We start from the raw sequence: 21,993 nt of genomic DNA, 5'->3' as shown, positions 1-21,993 counted from the left end.
CATCCGGTATTTTTTTTCGCAAAGTTTAGCTGAGGAGTGAAGGTATGAGAACAAAAACCAAGTATAAATTAATCTCGCTTGCTTCTGTTTTTGTATTCCTGGCGTTCTGGGAGATCATCACGGACGTGCTGCAGCTGCTGCCAGCCTATGTTCTTCCCAGTCCGGTCAAGGTACTGAACTGTTTTATCACGAAGCTTACGGCCTCGAGCCCCGACGGTTCCACACTGCCGGTACACGTTCTGTCCAGCTTAAAGGTGTCCATGGCTTCCTTTTTGACTGCGGCGGTGGTCGGTATACCTCTGGGTATCGCCATGGCCTGGTATAGCTCGGTGGACAAGCTGGTGAAACCGATCTTCGATTTGCTGCGTCCGATCCCGCCCATCGGCTGGATTCCGATCATGATTTTGGTCTTGGGTATCGGCTTCTGGGCCAAAGTCGCCGTTATCTTTGTAGGCGCCCTGATCCCCTGCGTGATCAACTCCTACACGGGAATCAAACAGGTGAATCCGGTGCACATGTGGGTCGGCCAGACCTTTGGAGGCACCAGGACCCAAATGCTGTTCATGGTAGCGATTCCCACGGCGCTTCCGGTTATCTTCACCGGACTTAAGACAGCCCTTGGAATCTCCTGGATGACCCTGGTGGCAGCGGAACTGCTGGCCTCCAACAACGGGCTGGGCTATATGATCCAGGTGGCCCGTACCATCGGAAGAGCGGATATCATCGTCATGGGAATGCTGGTGATCGGCGTGGTGGGACTGATCCTCTCCACGATCCTGGACTTCCTGGAAAACAGATATGTAAAGGGGAGGCGGCCATGAGTAAACAACAAGTGAGAGATAAAGTATCTACGATTCTGTTCGCCATGCTGTCCGTATGTCTGCTTCTGCTGGTCTGGCAGCTGGCTGTATCCGGGACCACCTTAGGGAAAATGTTCCCCAAGCCCATCCCTGTATTTCAAAAATTTGTGGAGTCCTTAACCGTACCCATCGGCCAGTATACACTGGTGCAGCACGCGGTATTCAGCCTTTACCGGGTATTCGTAGGTTTTGTATCCGGCGCCGTCGTAGGCGTGGTCCTGGGAATCGCCATGGGACGTATCCCGGTTATCGACGCCATTGTAAAACCGATCTTCAACCTGATCCGTCCCATCCCTGGTGTAGCCTGGATCCCTATGGCGATCCTCTGGTTTGGAATCGGTGAGACCACGAAATACTTCATAATATTCATGGGAGGCTTTGCCAATGTATTATTAAATACCTATGCAGGCGCCCGGGATGTGGACAAACAGCTGATCGGCGCTGCACAGATGCTGGGCGCGAACCGCAGACAGATCTTTGTACATATCGTGTTACCGGCCTCCGTGCCCTATATCTTCGCCGGCCTCCAGGTATCCTTATCGACCAGCTGGATGGCGGTGCTGGCTGCGGAAATGGTCTGTGCACAGGAAGGGGTCGGTTATCTGATCACCGGAGGCATGAACTCCGGCAATACGACCCAGATCCTGGTGGGAATGCTGGCAATCGGCCTGATCGGCCTGATCCTGGCAACGCTGATGAGATATGCGGAAAAGAGGTTATGCTCATGGAAAATACGAGGAAATTAGAAAATGACTGTGTGGTCCGCTGTGACCACATCGGAAAAATATTTGGGGAGTTTGAGACCTCCCACGAAGTGGTAAAAGATATCAATCTGAATATCAAAGAAAATGAATTTGTCGTCATCTTCGGCCCGGGACAGTGCGGTAAAACAACCCTGTTAAACCTGATGGCGGGCCTGGAACAGACCACAAACGGAAAAGTAAACGTAAACGGTAAACAGGTTACCGCGCCGGGACCGGAGCGGGGCATGGTCTATCAGACCACGGCGCTGTTCCCCTGGCTGACCGTTATGGGAAATGTAGAATTCGGCCTGAAGATGGCCGGCGTGAAGAAATCCAAACGCCGGGAACGGGCGCAGTATTATATCGATCTGGTGGGATTAAAAGGCTTTGAAAAAAGCTACCCGGTCAAGCTCTCCGGCGGTATGTGCCAGCGTGTCGGCATCGCCAGAGCCTACTGCAACGATCCTTCCGTGATCCTGATGGATGAACCCTTCGGGCATCTGGATGCCCAGACCCGGTATCTGATGGAGGAAGAGATCGAACGCATCTGCTCCACAGAAAAACGGACGGTGGTGTTCGTGACCAACAACATAGAGGAAGCCATCTATCTGGCAGACCGGATCATTCTGCTGACGAACTGCCCGGCCACTGTGAAAAAAGAATATATCGTGGATCTGCCCAGGCCCAGAAGCTATGTATCTCCCGAGTTCCTTAAGCTGCGGGAGCTGATCACTTCAGAAATGGATGAAATGGACCTGTAAAGGAAACGGCGCAGTAAAGCGCTACTGGAGAAAAGGCTGGACAAAATGTCCATCCATACCTGAATGAAAGACGCAGTTCATGCGTCACTGGAGGAAAATATGGGACAAGCACAAGCAATTGCACAAACGGGAATCACACAACCGAAAAGTATACAGTCGGAAGCCATACTAAATGTGGACCACCTGACCAAAAAATTCGGAGACCTTCTGGTTTTAAATGATATCTCATTTGATGTAAAAAAAGGTGAATTCCTCTGCATCGTCGGCCCCACCGGCTGCGGCAAGACGACCTTCCTGAACAGCCTGACCAGGCTGTACAAAGCCGACGAAGGGAAGATCCTGTTCGAGGGCGAGGAGATCGACCCTCAAAAACACGACCTGGCATATATTTTCCAGGAATACTCCACGATGGAATGGCTGAACGTAGAGGAAAATATCCGGTTTGGCCTGAAAGTGAAAGGCTACCCCAAAGAGCTGCAGAACGAACGGGTGGAAAAAGTAATAAAAATGGTAGGGCTGGACGCGTACCGTAAATTCTATCCCCGCCAGCTCTCCGCCAGTATGCTGCAGCGTGTAGTCATCGCCCGCGGCTTCGCGGTGGAGCCCAAGCTGCTGCTGATGGACGAGCCATACGGACAGCTGGATCTGCAGCTGAAATACAAGCTGGAAGACGAGCTGCTGAATCTGTGGCAGGAGACCGGAACCACGGTCATCTTCATCACACATAATATCGAGGAAGCCGTTTACTTAAGTGATCGGATTCTGGTATTGACCAACAAGCCCACCAAAGTAAAAAAAGAGATAATAAATAACCTGCCCAGACCCAGAAAGATATCTTCAGAGGATTTTATCAATCTGAGAAATGAAGTGACCGAGCTGATTAAGTGGTGGTAAAAGAGGTGTAAATTTGGATAAGTATACTTTACAAAATTCCTTAACACATGCCCCGGGGACGGGGGCGCAGCATTGCTGCTCCAAAAGGTATAATATTTTGTATCTGATGTGCGACCAGTTCCGCTACGACTGCATACACGCGCTGGGAAATGATACGATACAGACGCCCAACCTGGACCGTCTGGCGGCCAGGGGAGTGGCTTATACACAAGCCTACTCCACCTGTCCGGTCTGCGTGGCAGCGCGCTATACAGTGATGACCGGCTGTGAACCGGAGAAAACCGGCTGTTATTCCAATGAAAATCCGGTTCCCATGGATGGCCAGCCGGAAGCGATCGAGGAGCGGTGCGGCTCCTATCTGGCGCGCGCCCTGTCTGAACAGGGATACCGTACCTTCGGTATCGGCAAGTTTCATACCAAACCGGATTGCTATGAGGATCTGGGCTTTGAAGTACACAAACATACGGAAGAATTATGGGAGACCCCTGAAATTAAGGAAAAGGATGCCTATGCGGGATTCATGCTGCGGGAGCATCCGGAATACGCGCATATTGACCAGCTCCACGGAGAGCGCACGAATATGTACTACGTCCCCCAGATGAGTCCGTTCCCGCAGGAATTAACCGTAGAAGGATTTACCGCGGACCTGGCGGTTCAGGAGATAGAGAAAGAGGATGAGCGGCCGTATTTTGGTTTCGTATCCTTTGTAGGCCCCCATCCGCCCTGTGCCCCGCCGGCTCCCTATCATCTGATGTATAACCCGGACCGGATGCCAAATCCCATACGTGGAGATAAAAATATCGATCTGATGGACGAGCAGATTACGTTCATGAACTATGCGATCTGGGCAGATGAAATAGGCGATGCCTGGGCCAGGAATCTGCGCTCCCGCTACTACGGGGAGATCAGCTACATAGACGCCTGCATCGGCAGAATTTTGGACGCGGTCGAGCGCAGGCCGGATGCGGACCGGACGCTGATCTGTTTCTTCTCGGATCACGGGGATCAGATGGGAGACCACCGGGCCTGGCAGAAGGAGACGTTTTTTGAGGCATCCACGAAGGTCCCGTTTCTGCTGAGCATGCCGGGTGTTCTGCCGCAGGACACTGTGGATGACAGTCTGATTAATCTGGCAGACCTTTATCCGATCGCTCTTAGGGCGGCCGGTTTGACAGTACATGTGAAAGGGAAAGACGGTGTGGACATCCTGGGCGGTGAGAAAAGAAAAGCTGTCGTCGGTGTCTACGGCCGGCCTGGAACAGAACGCTTCAAAGTCATGATCCGGGAAGGACGATATAAATATATATTCCTATCTAACGGGGGTCTGGAACAGCTCTTCGATCTCCAGGAAGACCCGGAAGAATATGAGAATCTGATTTCTATCCGGACCCGGGATGCAGATGAGTTCCGGACAAAATTAAAAGAGATCTGCAGCCGTCCGGGTCTTAAGCAGTCCATGATAAACGGGGAAATGAAAACCTTTCCTTTGACATATCGCCCCCTGATGCGGATTCATCAGTTTGAATTCTCCAAAAATATCAAAGATTTCCAGGTATCAAAAGACAACTACTTTTGTTCCATGTAAGGGAAACCATATTCAAGAACGACTGAGAATGTTCCATGCGGGAGATATAAGCAAATAACAAAGAAAACATTTATTAGAGAACAAAGGGAGGGAATTCACTTGTATAATCTGGTGATCATAACACCCGACCAGATGCGCCGGGATTATCTGAGCTGCTATGGCCACGAAAGCATCCAAACCAAACACATCGATGCGCTTTCCGAACAGGGAGTGACCCTGGATAACTGCTACTGTGCCGCTCCGCTGTGTGCGCCCAGCCGGATCAGCTTCGCCACCAGCACTTATTTTTCTGAACACAATCACCGGAACTACTGGTCCTCCATCAGTTCCGAAGTGCCGAACCTGGTGAGTGAGCTCAAAGACCAGGGCTATCGGACCGGTATGTACGGAAAGAACCATCTGTTTCTCTATTCCGAACTGGAAAAACTCTGGGATGGGCTGGATGAGATCTGCCTGGGAAACTACGACGGGCATGAAAAGTATGAGCACTCCTTTTCTTCGTTTACATTAGATGAGGACCATCCCTATAATATCACGGGCCGGCTGACCGATGAGGCCATCGGTTTTATGCGGGAAAATAAGGACCAGCCGTTTTTTACCTGGATTAATTACCAGGACCCGCATCCGGCGTTCACCTGTCCCCCGCCATACGACACCATGTTTGACCCCGACCAGGTGGAAGTGGGAAAGGAATACCAGGATTACGATAAGGACGCAGAGCCGGTGCGCAATGAAGTCTGGCGGAAACATTCGGAGATGGATCTGTGCTCGGAGAAAGAAATGCGGCAGGCCATCGCCCATTATATGGGGCAGGTCCGCTATGTGGATGACAGCGTGGGCCGGGTGATGGATTATCTGAAAGAGAGCGGTCTGCTTAAGAATACGGTGGTGCTGTTCTTCTCCGACCATGGAGAATTGCTGGGGAACCGTGGTATGACCCATAAGATACCGGTATTCTATGACTGCCTTACCAGAATTCCGGTGATCCTGTACCACCCGGACAGATACCACGGTATCCGGTTTGGCGGGCTGGTGGAGGAAGTAGACCTTACACCTACGCTGTTCGATATGCTGGGCGTGGACGTGCCGCCTACCATGGTGGGCAAATCGATCTGCATGGCTCTGGACGCCGGGAACTATGATGAGTTCAGGGACAGCGTGCTGTGTGAAGCGGGAGGAGGCGCTCCGACTTGTAAGGAGGCGATACCCGGACTAAAGCTTCTGGCTCCCCATGTTCCCACCTCCTTCGGACCCGGAGCTATGCTGCGGGAGGGTAACCTGAAACTGACGATTTACTATGACGACCGGTGCGAGCTGTACGATCTGTCATCGGACCCCAAGGAACGAAACAATCTGTACGGCAACGCAGCGTATACCGCGATACAGCAGGAAATGACGCTGAAGCTGCTGAAGCGGCTGCTTGGTGTCAAAGTGCGGGATATCAAAAGCCTGGAGTGGAATTATCCGAAATATCCGCAGGATGTCCGCTTTGAACCATTGGAAATGAAGGAGGTCATTCGGGATATTCGAATGGAAATACAATGACTCTGCTGTTTCTGGTCGTGAGTTTCGCGGCCTCTATCATCGGCTCGATCTGCGGGATCGGCGGCGGTGTGCTGATGAAGCCGCTGCTGGACTCCTTCCAGGTGATGAGTGTGGCGTCGATCAGCTTTCTTTCCGGATGTACGGTGCTGACCATGTCTGTCATTTCTGTGGTGAAAAATAAAAGGAACGGACGGATCCGGATGGATTACCGGATCTCTACGCCGCTGGCCATCGGCGCCGCGGCCGGAGGCGTGTGCGGAAAATATATGTTTCAATGGATCAGCCGGCAGGCAGCTGAGAATGTCGTGGGCTGTGTGCAGGCGGTTTGCCTGATGCTTGTTACGGCAGCGGCGCTGCTGTACACAGTTAATAGAAAGAAAATCCGGACGTTACATATGACGAATGCCGCTCTGTGTGCTGCGATCGGGCTGCTTCTGGGGATTATGTCGTCTTTTCTGGGGATAGGCGGTGGACCGATTAATCTGGTGGTTCTCTACTATTTCTTCTCTATGGAGACGAAAACCGCTGCAGCCAACTCGTTGTATATCATAATGTTCTCCCAGACGGCCAGCCTGGTGAATACCCTTTGTACGGGTACGGTTCCGGAATTTGCGCTGCTGTCGCTGGGAGTGATGGTTCTGGGCGGGGTTCTGGGCGGAATGCTGGGAGGCCGGATCAATAAGACGATCCGGGACCGGACGGTTGAAAAGCTGTTTATTATAATAATGCTTGTGATTGTCGGCATTAACATTTACAATATTATCCAATTTATATGAGAGGGGACTGGCTTCTTCCGGCGGGCAGCCGGGCAGGAAGTAAAGCAGAAGAGGAAGGTGCCTGTCCCCGGAAGCCAGCTCGTGCGGTACCGCCTCTGTCAAATGAACAGAGGCGGCGGTACATACAGAGCCCGGCATCCGGGGACAGGCACCTTCCTCGCTTAGATTCTTACCGTTTTATTACGCTGCCGGAAGAAGCCAGTCCCCTCTCTATTTTATTTCTGCTGTTTCTAGAATGAATTTTACACTGCCATTCATATCATCCCGGATTCCGGAGAAAGACTTGTAAGCCTTACTCTCCTGACTGATATCATCCACCCGGTCCAACAGTCCCTGGATATCGTCATCAAAAGTGGATTTTAACTTCTGGATCCCGGTCTCGTCGAATTCTTTCATTCCGCTGTTCAGATCCTTCGCACCATTGGCCAGAGTTCCGATACCGTCCACCAGCGCGTTGGTTCCCTTACTCAGCGTATTCCCTCCGTCCTTTAACTGATCGGATGCGGAGGACAGGCTGCCTGCGCCGTCCCGCAGTTCTTTGCTTTTACCGGAGAGGGTATTGGCGCCGTTCTTTAATTCACCGCTCTTACTGGTCAGTGCGGATGCGCCGTTTTTCAGGTCGCCGCTTTTGTCGGTCAGCTCTTTGGCACCGTTTTTCAGATCCGGAGAGCTCTGAAGCAGGGTGTCGGCCCCCTGTGTCAATTTATCATTATTCTCGGATAACTGATCCATTCCGCCTTTGATCTGTCCAACCACTCCGGGGAGCTGCTGCAGATTAGGAAGCTGTGCCAGCAGCGGTTTTACAGTATCCATCCCGGTCTTCATGGAACCCAGATTATCAGCCAGCCCATTGAGAGAATTACCAGCGGCTGCAACTTCACCTTTCAGCGGGGAAGCGGGGTCCGACTGGAATACAGCGTTCAAGGTCCCGGTTACCGTCTGCGCGATGCCGGAATCGATGGAGGCCGCCAGCGCGTCTCTCTGTTCCTGAGGCATAGAGCCGGAGGGATCGATGGAATCCAGTATCGCAGGTGTCAAGTTAGCGCTTAAGCTCTGGGAAAGAGTGCTGTCCAGTGTCTGCTGTAACTGAGCATTATACTGGTCTATACCCGCGTTGATCGAACCGGACATGCCCCGAAGCTGGTTCAATGTGTCGTCGTCCAGACCGCCGGCCAATGTTACCAGGGTGTTCAGAGTATTTAAGTCTTCCTTCGAGATATCCAATCCGGATAACGCCTGATTCAGCTGATTGATACCATCAGCCACAGATTTGCTGCCCTCGACATACTGTTTTACACCGGTGCCCAAAGTACAAGCACCGTCTACATACTGTGTGACTCCGCCGGCCAGCCGGGTGGTTCCGTCCACATACTGGGAAGCGCCGGCGGCCAGGGTGTCAGCACCGTCCACATACTGATTCACGCCACCGGCCAGGGTATCGGCCCCGTCCGTGTACTGGTTCACACCGTCTTTCAGGGTGCCGGTCCCATCCTGGAGCTGATTCAGTCCATCATTCAGCGTGTTCACTCCATCCTTGAATTCTCCGGTCTTGGATTGCAGCGTATCAACGCCTTCCTTCAGATCGCCGGTCCCATCCACCAGCTCTTTTGACGCATCCGACAGATCATTTAGCGCATCCTTCAGGTCATCCATTCCCTCAAAATCATCCAGGTCCATGTCATTTAACAGGCCACAGGTGGCGATCGTCATGGTAGGCCCCATCTGAAATTCGGTGACATCGGCGGTCAGCGTAAACGAGGTGGGGAATTCCAGATCTTCGCTGTCGAGGTCCAGCCGGTCCTGCAATCCAGGGAAAGCAAGGCCAACGGCAATATCGGTCTTGGCATCGGAAATGATTTTTCCGTTATCCAAAGCTACATTCTGAAAATGCTCCACCGGCAGCATCATGGCGGTAATCATGGTAAACGGAAGATCCGCGGCGGTATAGGATACGGTCATGGAAAGACTACCGCTCTTTCCAACGAGATCCGCGGGAGAGATCTGGTTACCGTCCAACTCATAGCGGATGTCCATGGATACCGGCAGCGCTTTGTCAGTGGTTCCCTGATAGTAAATGTCGGCGCCTGCTGTTTTCCAGGTCAGCTGGTTCCCATCCTGCGTAAAGGTCTCGTCACCTTTTACATTTTCAATATCCTTCAGATCGGACACATCGCTAAGTGACGCCTCCCTGCCGGCATTCTTCAGCCAGTCGGAGACGATCACCTTCGTCACATTCCCGGACGCGTCCGCAGTTACATAAACGGTCTCTTCCTTTGCCAACTCTGCGTCACTGGAAGAAGCTTGTGTATTCGTCCCCACCTCTTCAATGGCATCCACCAGTTTTTCCTTGTCATCCGGGTCCGATTCGGCGGCGGTGAGATAATTGGAGCCTGACCACATGGCTGAACCGACCGTTAAGACACCGGTGAGCAGTACAGCGGCACCGGCAGCAGCGTATTTTTTCATACTTTTCATGTCATTTTCCTCCTTCATTCTCCGGCTCTTTTGCCAGGAAGCCAATCGATGTTTTACAGATTACTTTATCAAATATAATGAACATGGACGGCAGTACACAGATTACGATAATCATACTGATAATGGCGCCCCTGGATAACAGCGTACAGATGGAACTGATCATATCGATTTTGGAGTAAAGCCCCACGCCGAAGGTGGCCGCAAAGAAGCTGAACCCGCTGATCATGATGGACTTCATCGATGTCTTATGGGCAATGCTGATGGCGTCCTTTTTACTCTTGCCCCGCCCCCGCTCCCTCTGGTAACGGCTGGTCATCAGGATCGCGTAATCCACGGTGGCTCCCAGCTGAATGGTTCCGATTACCACGCTGGCCACAAAGGGAAGCGTAGTGCCCATGTAATAAGGGATCGCCATATTCATGCAGATGGCAAATTCAATCACGGCCACCAGGATCACCGGCAGGGAGATCGATTTGAATACGATCATGATAATCAGGAAAATGGCAGCGATGGAAGCGATGTTGACATTGCGGAAATCCACAGAAGTAACATCCTCCAGATCCTTGGTCAAAGGCGCTTCCCCCACAACCATGGATTCCGGACTGAATGATTTTACGATCTTCTCGACTTCTGTTATCTGCGTATTCACTTCCTCGGTTGCGGTCTTGTAATCGGAGCAGACGAAGATAATTTCATAGTTATCGCTCATGATCTTGTCTTTTAAGCCGGAAGGAATCATTTCATCCGGAAGCCCCGGCCCCACCAGAGAATTCATTCCCAGTGTATATTTCACACCCTTTACCTGATCGATCTGGTTGACCATATCATCTTTTTCCTTGTTGGTCAGGCCATTTTTCAGCAGGACCATATGGATATTATTCATGTTAAAATCCTCTTCCAGTTTGGCGTTCGCCACATTGCTGGGCAGTGTCTGAGGAAGGGATTTGTCGATATTATAATAAACGCCCACGTGATTATTGCCCCAGAGGGAAGGCAGCAGCAGTACCAGGAAAAACAGGATAAACGCCGCGTAATGCTTGGTAATGAAACCGGAGATCTTATCCAGATTCGGAATCAGCGGTTTGTGATGCGTCTTTTCAATCAGCTTATCAAACAGGAGAATCAGGCACGGAAGCAAAGTCACACAGCAAAGGACTCCGATCACCACACCCTTCATCATGACCACGCCGATATCCCGGCCCAGTGTAAAGCTCATAAAGCAAAGAGCGGCGAATCCGGCAATCGTGGTGACGGAACTGCCCGTGATCGATTTGAACGTGTTGGAAATGGCATGTGCCATGGCCCTGTCTTTTTCTCCTGGAAACCGAAGTTTATTATCCTCATAACTGTTCAGCAGGAAAATGGAATAATCCATCGTAACGCCCAGCTGCAGCACAGCGGTCAGCGCCTGCGTAATATAGGAAATTTCTCCGATCACCACATTGCTGCCCAGGTTATAAAGGATCGCCACACCGATACTGAATAGGAAAATGAGCGGGATCAGGAAAGATTCCATCGTCAGTGTCAGAACAACCAGACACAGCAGCGCAGCGATCACCACATAGACGGGCATCTCCTGAAGCGACAGATTCTTAATATCGGTGACGACACCGCTCATACCGCTGATAAAACACTGCTGTTCGCAGATGGTCCGCATCTGGCTGATCGCGGTCATCGTCTCATCCGATGATGTGGTATTATCAAATAAAGCAATCATCATGGTGGCATCCCCATTATTAAATGCGTTCCGGATATCTTCCGGCAGCATCTCCATGGGAACGGTAATATCCATGACATCATCGTACCAGATCACTTCTTTGACATGCTCCACAGAAGCGATCTGTTCCTTTAATTTCACCACGTCCTTCGGCTGCATATCCTCCACGATCACCATGGAGAAAGCACCCATCCCGAATTCGTCCACCATAACGTTCTGGCCCTCCACCGTCTCCAGACTATCCGGCAGATAACTGAGCAGATCATAGTTGACTCTGGTGTGCGCAATACCGATCACGGATGGTATCAGCAGCAGCATATACAGGGCGACGATGATTTTCTTATGTTTCACGATCTTCTTGGCAAGCTTAATCATACTAATCCTCCTCGTACTATTCTAAGCCCTCATTCTACGGGATTCATCAACCCCGTATCTTCGTTAATGTTTACTATATGCAACGCATCCTCATTTGAGACGTTGTTCATATAATAAAATGACTAAACGTCATTTCGAAACCCAAGGTCTGTTATACACCTAAAATGACCATTAGTCAACAATCTGCTAAAAACTTAATAAAAATTTAATAATATTGACTTTCGGTCATTTTTGGACTTTAATAATAGTCGAAAGGAGTATCGTTTCTATGGGGAAACTGGAAGATAATAAAAAGAGAAAAAAAGAAGCCCTGTTCCACACCGCCTTTGAGCTGTTCACGACAAAAGGAATCAACAAGACCGCCGTCTCCGACATCGTAGACCGGGCCGGCGTAGCCAAAGGGACCTTTTACCTTTATTTCAAAGACAAATACGACATCCGGAACAAGCTAATCACCCACAAAGCCAACGAACTGTTCGGCATGGCCAGCGCATCAGTGGAAAAAGCTGCCCTGAACGACTTCGAAGACAAAGTAATCTACATCGTGGACTTTATTATAGACCAATTAACGAAAAACCCGCCCCTGATGAATTTCATCGCCAAGAACCTGAGCTGGGGCGTATTCAAAACGGCCCTGAGCCAGCCGGCGGACGAAGGCGGCAGCATCTTCTACGACAAATTCATGGAAATGATACAAAACGACAGCCATCACTACGATCATCCGGACATCATGCTCTTCACCATCGTAGAGCTCACCAGCGCTACCTGTTTCCCCACGATCCTGGAAGCCTCCCCGGTTACCATCGGGGAATTCAAACCTTACCTCCACAGGGCGATCCGGGCGATTCTTTATGCTAACCGGGGGGATTAGAGTTTTATTAGGGACGGGAAGCCCTCTGGGGGACAGAAGGGGAGGCTCCTGGTTGGGGGGAGACGGGGCGGGCGCCTGTCCTTTGGCGGGCAAGGGCTGGAAGCTGGCTGCTGCTAAGTGAAATCCAGGCCGTAGATTCAGGAACCGGGCTCATTCACCAGAAACACATGATGTGTTTCCGGTTCAGGGGCCCTTGCCCGTCGGACGTGAAGTCCGCCGTGCATCCTGAATCTACGGCCTGGATTTCACTAAGCAGCAGCACAGCCGCCCCAGCCCATGCCCCATCCCTCTCATCCCGGGGCTCCCCAAAAAGCCCCCGCCCCACAGAAACTTCCCTGGCAGCCGTGGCAAAGAAATAATTCACAAAACTTTTAGAAAAATATAATGGGGGGTTTATTGACTTCCAGGAGAAGAGGGTTTAAAGTTACCAGATAGAATATGCGGCAGAGGAGAATGGTATAGAGATGAAGGAGAAGTTTCAGAGGTTTATGACGGGACGCTACGGAGCGGACGCGCTGGGAAAATTAATGATCGGGCTGGCGATGGTACTTTTGGTGATCAGCCTGTTTTTCAGGAGAGGACCGTGGTATTTGCTGGCCCTGGTTGTTTTGATACTCACGTACTTCCGGATGTTCTCCAGAAACGTGCAGAAGAGATATGCGGAAAATCAGTGGTACTTGAAGAAGATCGGGCCGGTGAAGGGCTGGTTTGCCCGGCAGAAATCATATGCGGCTCAGAGAAAGACGCATCATATCTATACTTGCCCGAACTGTAAACAGAAAATCCGGGTTCCCAAGGGCAAAGGGAAGATCAGTATCCGGTGTTCAAAGTGTGGTACGGAATTTGTTAAGAGGAGCTAGGGATGTTCGGATATATTACCATTAATGCACCGGAATTAAAGATCAGGGATTATCAGGCCTATCATAGTTTTTACTGCGGGATGTGCCGCAGTTTAAAGACGAAGTACGGGAGGTTCGGACAGCTGGCTTTGAATTATGATCTGACGTTTTTGGCTATGCTGCTGACTGGGTTATATGAACAGCCGGAAGAGGTGGACAAGCGCTTCTGCGCGTTACACCCGACCAGGAAGATGGAGGCCTGCAGTAATCTGGCAGTGGAATATGCTGCGGATATGACAATGCTGCTGGCCTATTTTCAGTATCTGGATCACTGGGAGGATGACAGAAATGCGGCGTATCTGGCGGAAGCTGCTGTGCTGAGGAAGAAGGTAAAGAGACTGGCTGGCCAGTATCCCAGGCAGTTTCGGGCCGTGGTTGGTTATATAAAAGAGTTAAGGCAGACGCAGCAAAAGGGTGAGTCGGATCTGGATGTGGTCGCAGGGCTCACCGGCAATATGCTGGGCGAGATCTTTGTCATGCAGGAGGATGAGTGGAGCGGTACCCTTCGGAAGACGGGTTTTTTCCTGGGCAAATTTATCTATCTGATGGATGCCTACGAGGATCTGGAAAAGGATGAGAAGAAGGGGAGTTATAACCCTCTCTCTTTCTGGAAAGAGAAAGAACCTTTTGACGAATGGAGCCGCTCGATCCTGACTTATATGATGGCGGACTGCTGCAGGGAATTTGAGAAGCTTCCGATCCTGCTTCATGTGGACATCTTGCGGAATATCTTGTATTCTGGTGTATGGACGAAATTCGACCAGATCACACAGAAACGGGCGAAGGAGGGGATCGGGGGATGAATCCATATGAGGTGCTGGGTGTCACACCTGCAGCTACGGATGAAGAGATCAAGAAAGCATACCGTAGATTGAGCAGGAGATATCATCCGGACGCGAATATCGGAAAGCCGGGAGAAAAAGAGGCCGAAGAGAAGTTTAAAGAAGTACAGCAGGCCTATAATGCAATTATAAAAGATAGGGAAAATGGCTATTCTTCCTATGGAAGCAATTACGGAGGCGGTTTTGGAAGTTTCTACGGGAACGGTGGTTTTAACAGGCAGCAGGGAAGCTATCAGGATACCGCTTCGGTGGAAATGCAGGCCGCTGCTAATTATATCAATTCCGGACATTATAAGGAAGCGCTGAATGTGCTGGAGGGGATCCGCAGCCGGGATGCCAGATGGTATTATTACAGCGCGATTGCCAACGCAGGTACGGGAAATAATATACGCGCCATGGATATGGCCAGACAGGCCGCCGCGATGGAGCCATCCAATCAGGAGTATCAGTTACTGGTGCAGAGGCTGGAGGCCGGTGGAAGTTGGTATGGGACTATGGGAAAAGCCTATGGCGGACAGCCGGCAGCAGGAATGAATAATCTGTGCTGTCAGCTTTTGCTGTGTAATATGCTCTGCAACTGCTGCTTTTGCAGACCATACTAAACCCGCTGTGACGGCTTGTTCCTGTTTTTACGATAAGTATAAACTGTATTATAAAAAATTTTCAGGATATCCCACCCCAAATAGCATTTTTGTAGGCAAAGGTGGGTTGACGCTTGAACTTTAATTGAATATAATTAAGTAAATTGATATAAGATTTGTGGATTTTGGGCAGGCAAACAGGAACAGCTGCAGTGCCAGGGGTAAAGGAGAAATAAGATGCAGGATAGTGAAGCGGGGCTAAAAGTGCAAATGTTGGGTGGATTTAATGTTACATATAAAGATAAAGCAGTGTCATTTGGACGAAATAATATGGCTAAATCTATTCAACTTTTTCAGATAATGATGATAAATATGGACAAAGGAATCGGGAAAAGTACACTGGTAGAAGCTTTGTATGGGCGGGATGAAGTGGAGAACGGGAACAGCAGCCTGAACAATACGATATTCAGGCTGAGAAGGCAGCTGGAAACTGCGGGTCTGCCGGAAGATCCCTATATTGAGATTAAAAGCGGATTGTGTACATGGAGTAAGAACATACCGGTTTGGGTCGATGTACATGAATTCGGGAAGCTGGTGGAGAAGGCGGAAGGGACGCCGGACCCGTATGAAAAGACTTCTTTCTATATACAAGCCTGCGGCCTGTACCGCGGTGAGTTTCTTCCCATAATGATAGGTGAGGAATGGGCCACAGTAGCCAATGTTTCTTATCAGGAAATGTATTTTAAATGTCTGAGGGAAGTAAGTGAACTTCTGAAACAGCAGCGGGAATATGAAAAAGTGTATCAGCTCTGCACCTCGGCCGCGCAGATATATCCCTTTGAGGAGTGGCAGATCTTAAGAATCGACAGCCTGATCGCCATGAACAGATACAAAGAAGCGATGGATGTTTACGAAGAAGCCACGAAGATGTTTTTCGATGAGCTGGGGCTGACGCCGTCAAAGAAAATGCTGGACCGTTTCCAGACGATGAGCGGCCATATTCAGCTGCCGGTGGGAAGCCTGACGGATATTAAGGAAGAGATCCGGGAAGAACGACACGAGGAGGGCGCTTACTATTGTACTTTCCCCAGCTTTATCGACAACTACCGGCTGGTGAGCCGGATGATGGAGAGAAATGGGATTTCCTCTTTCCTGATGCTGTGTACCCTGACGGACTCATCGGGCAGACCCCTGGAGAAGACGGAGAAAACACGTGATGTCTCCGAACGTTTTCAAATGGCGGTGCGCAGGTCCTTAAGACGGGGAGATTTGTATACAAGGTACAGTCCCTGCCAGTTTTTACTTTTATTGTCCGGAACAAATCAGGAGAATTGCTCGATCATTTCACGAAGGATAGATAAAACCTTCAAAGAAGAGGGCGGGGGAAGGAATAAGATCAGATATCTGGTAACATCCGTGGTGGATATGAAGGAGCATGAAGCGGATAAGCTGAGTTTCAGCAATGTAACCTGGTAAAGTGGAATGAGGCACGGAAAAGGCCAGAAGAATCAAATAATCATCGCAAACCAGTGTAATGAAAGAGATCGGGAAATAGTACCTGTGTTAAAATAATTGTGTAGATAAAAGGATACTTTAAATGTATGTGATGGAATGTTGAAGCCGGTGACGGTTTTGCCTCCTGAGCAAGTATAGGTTGTGACCTGCATAGTCAGCTATGCAGGTTTTTTTTATTTCATAGGAAAGTGCTCCTATGAAATAAAAAACGCTCCGCGGGGATCGCACTGCGGTGGAAAGGAAGATGCCGCTTGCGCGGCCCGCCGCAGGCGGAGAGTTTCGCAAGCGAAACTCTTCTTCATGCAATTCGATAGAATTTCACAATTCTTTCGCAGTTGATCATATTCTGACAAAAAAAGTAATTGCGAAAGAGCTTGCGAAATACCATTTTTGCTATAGTGTGTTTAGAAGTTGCTGGGAGGCAGTGAAAATGTGTAAATCTAATATGAGCTATTCGGCCCCCAATATTCTGAATCTTTGTATCGATGATACCCGGAATGGTGAGGGAAGCGGAAGAATTTATCATTGTTACGCCAAAGAGCCGATCCTGTTTGAGAACGAGTATCAGATGATCAGACAGATGGAGCGCTTCTTTGAGAGTATCAGTTATCCGCAGGCATCAACGAAAGACCGTTTATTTATAGAACGAAAAGATACAGCATTAAAGGAGGCGGTAAAAGTAATGGATCCAAGTGAGATCACAAGCAAAGGCGGGGAGAAAGGTACTTTTATCGTACATGTGCAGTACCGCCAAAATGCGACCTGGCAGGGGGAAGTGGTCTGGGCTGAGAAGAAGATTACTAAGAGTTTCAGAAGTGCTTTAGAATTGTTAAAGCTGATGGATAGTGCATTGGAACAAGCGGAGACAGAGGAAGCATAAGAAGAGGAGGAAATTATGAAGGATAAAAGATTTATAACTGTGGTAGCGATTATCCTTTGCCTGACATTAATATTGGGAAATGGTTTCCCTTCCCTGGCGAGTGACGAAAAGGGAGAAGGCACACAAACAGAAGGGCAGACGGCGGAGCCCACAGAAACGCCGGCGGTGAACGACGTGACAGCGCCGGAATCACTGCCGGTAGTGACGGAAACACCGGAGCCTACGGAAACACCGGAGGGGACGGAAGCTTTGCTGGCCGTATCAGAGCCGGTGACGCCGGTACCGTCCCAAACGCCGGATGCTGACGGGACGCCCGACACTTCGAATGGAACGCCAGCCGTTGACCCGGGCCCGACACCGGACGCAGAGGAGAAGAACTCAGACCCAGAGCCGAGTCCCACTCCGTCAGAGCTTCCCGTAAGTCCTGACGCACAGACTGATATTCCTTCGGAGGTGGATAAGGAAGAGGTTTTACAAGGATTCGAAGCCGCCTACACGGATGAGGACGTAAATATTGAAGTAACCGCGCTGCCGGGTGTATTACCCAAGGACGCAGTCCTGAAGGTAGTACCGGTCATCTGGCAGGAGATACCGGAAGAGGCAGAGGAAGAAGAGAGAAGCAGACTCGAAGAGATAAACTCGAAATATGAGTTGACAAGATCAAAACTGGAAGAGTCGGTTGCGGAACAGGAAGACACCATAATGGTTGGTTTCAAGGCCTATGATATCAGTTTCTGCATCACGAATGAAGAGACAGGTGAAGAGAGTGAGATTGAGCCGGTCGGTGATGTTTCCGTTAAAATGAATTTTTCCAATCCGATCGTACCGGAGGAGGCAGCGGGATCAGAGGATCAGGAAGATCCCGAAAGCCCGGAAAACCAGCCTGCACCCATGATACTTGATGATAGTGAAGCACTGCCGGAGATCCGGCCCGCGGTTAAGCATCTGAAAGAAGATGAAAATGCGGAAGGCGGCGTTTCTTTGATCGATATCACTGAGCAGTCGGCCGTGGAAGTGGAAGATTCCGGAGCTATCACAGATGTGGCCTTTGTGTCCGACAGCTTTTCCGTATTTGCAACGGCGTTGCTGGCATCGGGGGTTCAGCCTGCGGCGGCTGGATATAATAACTTTTCGAATCTGAGATTCTATAACTATAAGGATATTAATAACAGCAACAGAAGCCAGATATCTGAGTATTACAGTGGCAACAGGCCATTCCTGAGAATCCAGCAGGGACAGACGCTTTCAAACCTGGAAGCGATCGGAAGCGCGTTGGTAACCGAAGGAAACAAGGCGTTCGGAAGCGGGCTCAATGGGCCTTATGGAGAATTAAAGGCTGTGACCACCAAAAATGGCACCAGGGTTCAGCAGCTGAGATATGTAAGATCAGGCAGCAGCTATAAATTCCAGTACACCACCAACGGCAGTACGTGGTCAAATCTTTCGAATAATGACAGTGATGACCGGCTGCATTTCTACTTCCAGGTACCCGATCACATCGATACCGGATCGGGAGACGAAAGGCCGCTGCCAGGCTATGAACCGGTGGAACACAATAAACGGATCGATTATCTGGGAGACGGAAATCCGAATCCGGATACAAGACTTGCCGATGAAGACAGCTACCGTTTATATCTGGATATACTGGGTATCCCCAAACAGGAATCGGAACCGGTGGATGTGATTCTGCTCCTGGACCGCTCCGGCAGTATGGTTAATAACAAGATGGAGGATGACAGGTCAAGGCTTCAGCATTTGCAGGATGCCGCCAAAGCTGCGGTTAACACCTTTATGACAGAAGGCAGGAAGAATCCCAACCGTATGTCTATCATCACATTTAGTAACGAGGCTAAGGAATATGTGTCATTTACAGAGACCAGCCTCCAGAACAAAGAGACACTCTGCCAAATCATAGATGGTGAGTATCGGGGAAAAAATATCTGGGAGAACAAGTCGGGAACGAACTACCAGGCGGGATTACAGGAAGCCAAAAGAGTCATCGACGAAGACCAGAGCGGACGTAAAAAGTATGTAATCTTTGTTACCGATGGTCAGCCGACGTTTTATTATGGACCTTCAGGTACCACAATTCATGGATATGGAAGCGATTGGGACGATCAGACCAAATACTGGAGCAAGTATGCTGCGGCACAGATTACCGGAATCTCAGGTTTCTATTCCGTGGGAATCGGGGACAGCGGCTATAAGACCTATCTGACCGAACTGGGAAACCTGGTCGGGGCGACGGAGAGAATGTACTTATCCGGTAACAACACGACCCAGCTGGAAGAGACATTTGCGGCGATCGTCAGCTCCATCACGAAGCAGATATCACATGTGACGATTACCGATACACTCAGCGGCTATGTTGATTTTGTAAAAACTACAGGAAGCAGGCCCCAGGCCACAAGAGACAGCATAGGGCTGGTGGTTACCAGGCAGGGGCCGGAAGATCCTGGGCCGGTAACGCTGGATCCGAACCTATATAGAATAGAGATCAGTGGAAAGACAATTAACCTGATTTTTGACGAAGATTATTTCCTGGAGTCGGGAACCCGTTATACCATGTCCTTTAATGTGAAGCTGACGGAGCTGGCATACGAGACTCCGCTTAAGGACACGGGTGATCCGGATACGGATTATGACCTGATCAATCCGGTCAGCAGCGGAAGACTGGGTCTGTACTCCAACACTACGGCGCAGGTCCGTTACCGGGAAACGATCAAGACGGATCAGGGATATGCCTACCAGAATATGGCCGAGGATTATCAGAAGCCGGTAGTAGCGGCCAATGAAGGAAAGTTCCGGGTACAGAAATATATTGACAATTACCGGGAAGATCTCGCGGATGACGAATTTATGATCCAAATTCTGGGGCCGGCAGATAACCCGGTGAAAATGGGAGCGGTTCTGCAGGCCGTCAATGGAAAAGGGACTGCAAGCCCGGTGATCAAGGTGTCGAAGACAACCAGGTTCCAGATTGCGGAGACAGTTCCGAAGGAATATGAGAAGAGCGATACTTATCTCGTTGTAAAAGACGCGAGGACCAATCAGGAAGTATCCGGCAGGATCAGCGGCGACGGCAGTTATGTAACAGTACAGCCGGGGGATGACCTGATCGTCGAAGTACACAACAGTTTCGAGCACACAGGGTATTTCCACAATACAGACAGCGTGTTTAATTTATTCAAAGCATACAGAGGGAATAGTTAAAGATTTGGAAGGAGGAACTGTGGAAAATGAAGTACATACCAAAACGTAATTTCAGATACCGGGTATTCCTTCCGCTGCTGGCCCTGATGGCTTTGCTGGGGATCGGCGGTACCTATGCGTGGAAGCAGTGGAACCTGTCTGTGGTAAATGAGCTGAAGTCGCATACGACGGAGACTGAAATTACAGAAAAATTTGACCAGGGATCGTACACAGAAGCGACCAAGAAAAAAGAAGTGAGTTTCAAGAATACGGGAAGTTCCTCTGTTTTTCTGAGAATGAGTTATGAAGAGTATTGGACAAAACAGGATGGAACAGATGAGGTCTATCTGTCGAACACGGTGGACAACAAGGATGTGGCAGTCAAAAACTGGAGCGGTGGTTTTACGCCGGAAAGCGGCAGCGGGGATTGGTGGTACGGAGGTGACGGCTGGTATTACTACACGAAAGTACTGGCTTCACAGGGATCGACCTCAAAGGTACTGGAAAGTGTTACTTTTCCGGATTACCTGAATCCCACCTATACCGATTATAAAGGAGCTGATTACACCCTCTATTTCAAATCGGAGGTAGTGCAGGTCAGTGACGGCCCCGGAACGCTCAACAGCGCAGAGGTGAACACCGATGCCACAAGCACACTGTTTGGTATGAAGGCAACGGTAGACGGTCAGGGGAATGTGACCTGGTCAAAGCCGGACACGAATTAGGAGGAGTGGGAAATGAAAGATAAGTTAAACAGGCTCCCCAGGAAAACCAAATTCAGAGTTCTGCTTCTGGTCGGATTAGCCTTGGTGCTCGTAATCGGAAGCACGGTTACCTACTTTGCCAACAGCAATTCGCTGCCGAATCCATTCAACACCAATAAGGCGGAGGTTGTGGTGATGGAACAGTTTGATCCATCCGACAAATGGGTGCCTGGTGAGCAGAAGAAGAAGGAAGTTTGGTTTGAGAATGACGGAGAGCAGGATATGCTGCTTCGGTTTCAGCCGCAGATCAGCTGGAAGGACCTGGAGGGCAATGATCTGCCGGCACAGATCCCGGAGGATGCGGTGACATTGAATTACAGCCAGGTTATGCCTGGAGGGAGCAGCACCCAGTGGGTATTGATCGACGGCTGGTATTACTATAACAAAGTATTTCATGCGGGAGAGTCTACCGAGCAGGTTTTAAAATCCGTAACCTTCAGTAAAAAGTTGACCAACGACGGACATGACGGAACAGATTACTCCAATGTACAGTGCGATGTGGCGATCAAAGGGGAGACCGTACAGGCCGATGCGCAGGCGGCACAGACCATATGGGGACGGCAGGCAGCCATCAGCGGAGAAGATGTCCGGTGGGAATAAACACCAGGGACAAAATGAAAGGACAAAACACCAAAGGACAAAACATCAAGAAGCAAAACAGGTATTGAAAGCAGAATTTATAAACGGGTTTCATGAAAAATTCATTCATTATAAATAG

18 protein-coding genes are annotated in these 21,993 nt (G+C 50.0%); 16 read left to right on the top strand and 2 right to left on the bottom strand.

Annotated elements, in window-relative coordinates:
- Positions 1–44 precede the first annotated feature (44 nt).
- The 7 genes from KTH90_RS11065 to KTH90_RS11035 all read left to right on the top strand — a co-directional run bounded on the left by KTH90_RS11065 (position 45) and on the right by KTH90_RS11035 (position 7,164).
- A complete protein-coding gene (locus KTH90_RS11065) occupies positions 45–821 on the top strand; it encodes an ABC transporter permease (protein WP_158352471.1) in 777 nt (258 codons plus the stop codon).
- The gene (locus KTH90_RS11060) at positions 818–1,606 is read left to right on the top strand and encodes an ABC transporter permease (protein WP_158352470.1); all 789 of its coding nucleotides are present in this window, start codon (positions 818–820) and stop codon (positions 1,604–1,606) included. Before KTH90_RS11065 ends, KTH90_RS11060 begins: the two co-directional genes overlap by 4 nt.
- Positions 1,585–2,364, top strand: a complete 780-nt coding sequence (locus KTH90_RS11055) for an ABC transporter ATP-binding protein (RefSeq protein WP_238726795.1) — start codon at positions 1,585–1,587, stop codon at positions 2,362–2,364. The genes KTH90_RS11060 and KTH90_RS11055 overlap by 22 nt, the downstream gene beginning before the upstream one ends.
- A gap of 99 nt (positions 2,365–2,463) precedes the next feature.
- Positions 2,464–3,258, top strand: a complete 795-nt coding sequence (locus KTH90_RS11050; protein WP_158352468.1) for an ABC transporter ATP-binding protein — start codon at positions 2,464–2,466, stop codon at positions 3,256–3,258.
- 13 nt (positions 3,259–3,271) lie between these two features.
- Complete coding sequence (locus KTH90_RS11045; protein ID WP_158352467.1) at positions 3,272–4,843, top strand: sulfatase family protein; 1,572 nt, start codon at positions 3,272–3,274, stop codon at positions 4,841–4,843.
- Between the two features lie 99 nt (positions 4,844–4,942).
- Positions 4,943–6,388, top strand: coding sequence for a sulfatase family protein (locus KTH90_RS11040; protein ID WP_158352466.1), 1,446 nt, complete (start codon positions 4,943–4,945; stop codon positions 6,386–6,388).
- Complete coding sequence (locus tag KTH90_RS11035) at positions 6,385–7,164, top strand: sulfite exporter TauE/SafE family protein (protein WP_158352465.1); 780 nt, start codon at positions 6,385–6,387, stop codon at positions 7,162–7,164. The genes KTH90_RS11040 and KTH90_RS11035 overlap by 4 nt, the downstream gene beginning before the upstream one ends.
- A 210-nt stretch (positions 7,165–7,374) precedes the next feature.
- Here the strand turns inward: KTH90_RS11035 and KTH90_RS11030 are convergent, their stop codons facing one another.
- Positions 7,375–9,639, bottom strand: a complete 2,265-nt coding sequence (locus tag KTH90_RS11030) for a hypothetical protein (protein WP_238726794.1) — start codon at positions 9,637–9,639, stop codon at positions 7,375–7,377.
- Position 9,640: 1 nt separating this feature from the next.
- The gene (locus KTH90_RS11025) at positions 9,641–11,731 is read right to left on the bottom strand and encodes an efflux RND transporter permease subunit (protein WP_158352463.1); all 2,091 of its coding nucleotides are present in this window, start codon (positions 11,729–11,731) and stop codon (positions 9,641–9,643) included.
- 268 nt (positions 11,732–11,999) lie between these two features.
- Between KTH90_RS11025 and KTH90_RS11020 the strand changes: the two genes are divergently transcribed.
- The 9 genes from KTH90_RS11020 to KTH90_RS10980 all read left to right on the top strand — a co-directional run bounded on the left by KTH90_RS11020 (position 12,000) and on the right by KTH90_RS10980 (position 21,875).
- Positions 12,000–12,602 carry a TetR/AcrR family transcriptional regulator gene (locus KTH90_RS11020; RefSeq protein WP_158352462.1) on the top strand — a complete coding sequence of 201 codons (603 nt, stop codon included), beginning with the start codon at positions 12,000–12,002 and terminating at the stop codon, positions 12,600–12,602.
- A 464-nt stretch (positions 12,603–13,066) separates the two neighbouring features.
- Positions 13,067–13,462: a zinc ribbon domain-containing protein gene (locus KTH90_RS11015; RefSeq protein ID WP_158352461.1), complete on the top strand. Its 396-nt coding sequence runs from the start codon at positions 13,067–13,069 to the stop codon at positions 13,460–13,462.
- 2 nt (positions 13,463–13,464) lie between these two features.
- Positions 13,465–14,304, top strand: a complete 840-nt coding sequence (locus KTH90_RS11010) for a DUF5685 family protein (protein WP_158352460.1) — start codon at positions 13,465–13,467, stop codon at positions 14,302–14,304.
- On the top strand, positions 14,301–14,945 hold the full coding sequence (locus KTH90_RS11005) for a J domain-containing protein (protein WP_158352459.1): 645 nt from the start codon (positions 14,301–14,303) through the stop codon (positions 14,943–14,945). Before KTH90_RS11010 ends, KTH90_RS11005 begins: the two co-directional genes overlap by 4 nt.
- 309 nt (positions 14,946–15,254) lie before the next feature.
- On the top strand, positions 15,255–16,400 hold the full coding sequence (locus KTH90_RS11000; protein ID WP_238726793.1) for an AfsR/SARP family transcriptional regulator: 1,146 nt from the start codon (positions 15,255–15,257) through the stop codon (positions 16,398–16,400).
- Positions 16,401–16,869: 469 nt separating this feature from the next.
- Positions 16,870–17,319 (top strand): hypothetical protein, encoded by a 450-nt coding sequence (locus KTH90_RS10995; protein WP_238726792.1) that lies wholly within the window; start codon positions 16,870–16,872, stop codon positions 17,317–17,319.
- A gap of 15 nt (positions 17,320–17,334) precedes the next feature.
- Complete coding sequence (locus KTH90_RS10990) at positions 17,335–20,532, top strand: vWA domain-containing protein (protein WP_158352457.1); 3,198 nt, start codon at positions 17,335–17,337, stop codon at positions 20,530–20,532.
- A gap of 26 nt (positions 20,533–20,558) precedes the next feature.
- The gene (locus KTH90_RS10985; protein WP_158352456.1) at positions 20,559–21,236 is read left to right on the top strand and encodes a BsaA family SipW-dependent biofilm matrix protein; all 678 of its coding nucleotides are present in this window, start codon (positions 20,559–20,561) and stop codon (positions 21,234–21,236) included.
- 12 nt (positions 21,237–21,248) lie between these two features.
- Entirely contained in the window at positions 21,249–21,875 is a 627-nt protein-coding gene (locus KTH90_RS10980; protein WP_158352455.1) for a BsaA family SipW-dependent biofilm matrix protein, read from the top strand.
- Positions 21,876–21,993: the final 118 nt, after the last annotated feature.

Source organism: Diplocloster modestus (assembly GCF_019042245.1).
Classification (GTDB): Bacteria; Bacillota; Clostridia; order Lachnospirales; family Lachnospiraceae; genus Diplocloster; species Diplocloster modestus.
This window is presented reverse-complemented; position numbering and strand designations above follow the sequence as displayed.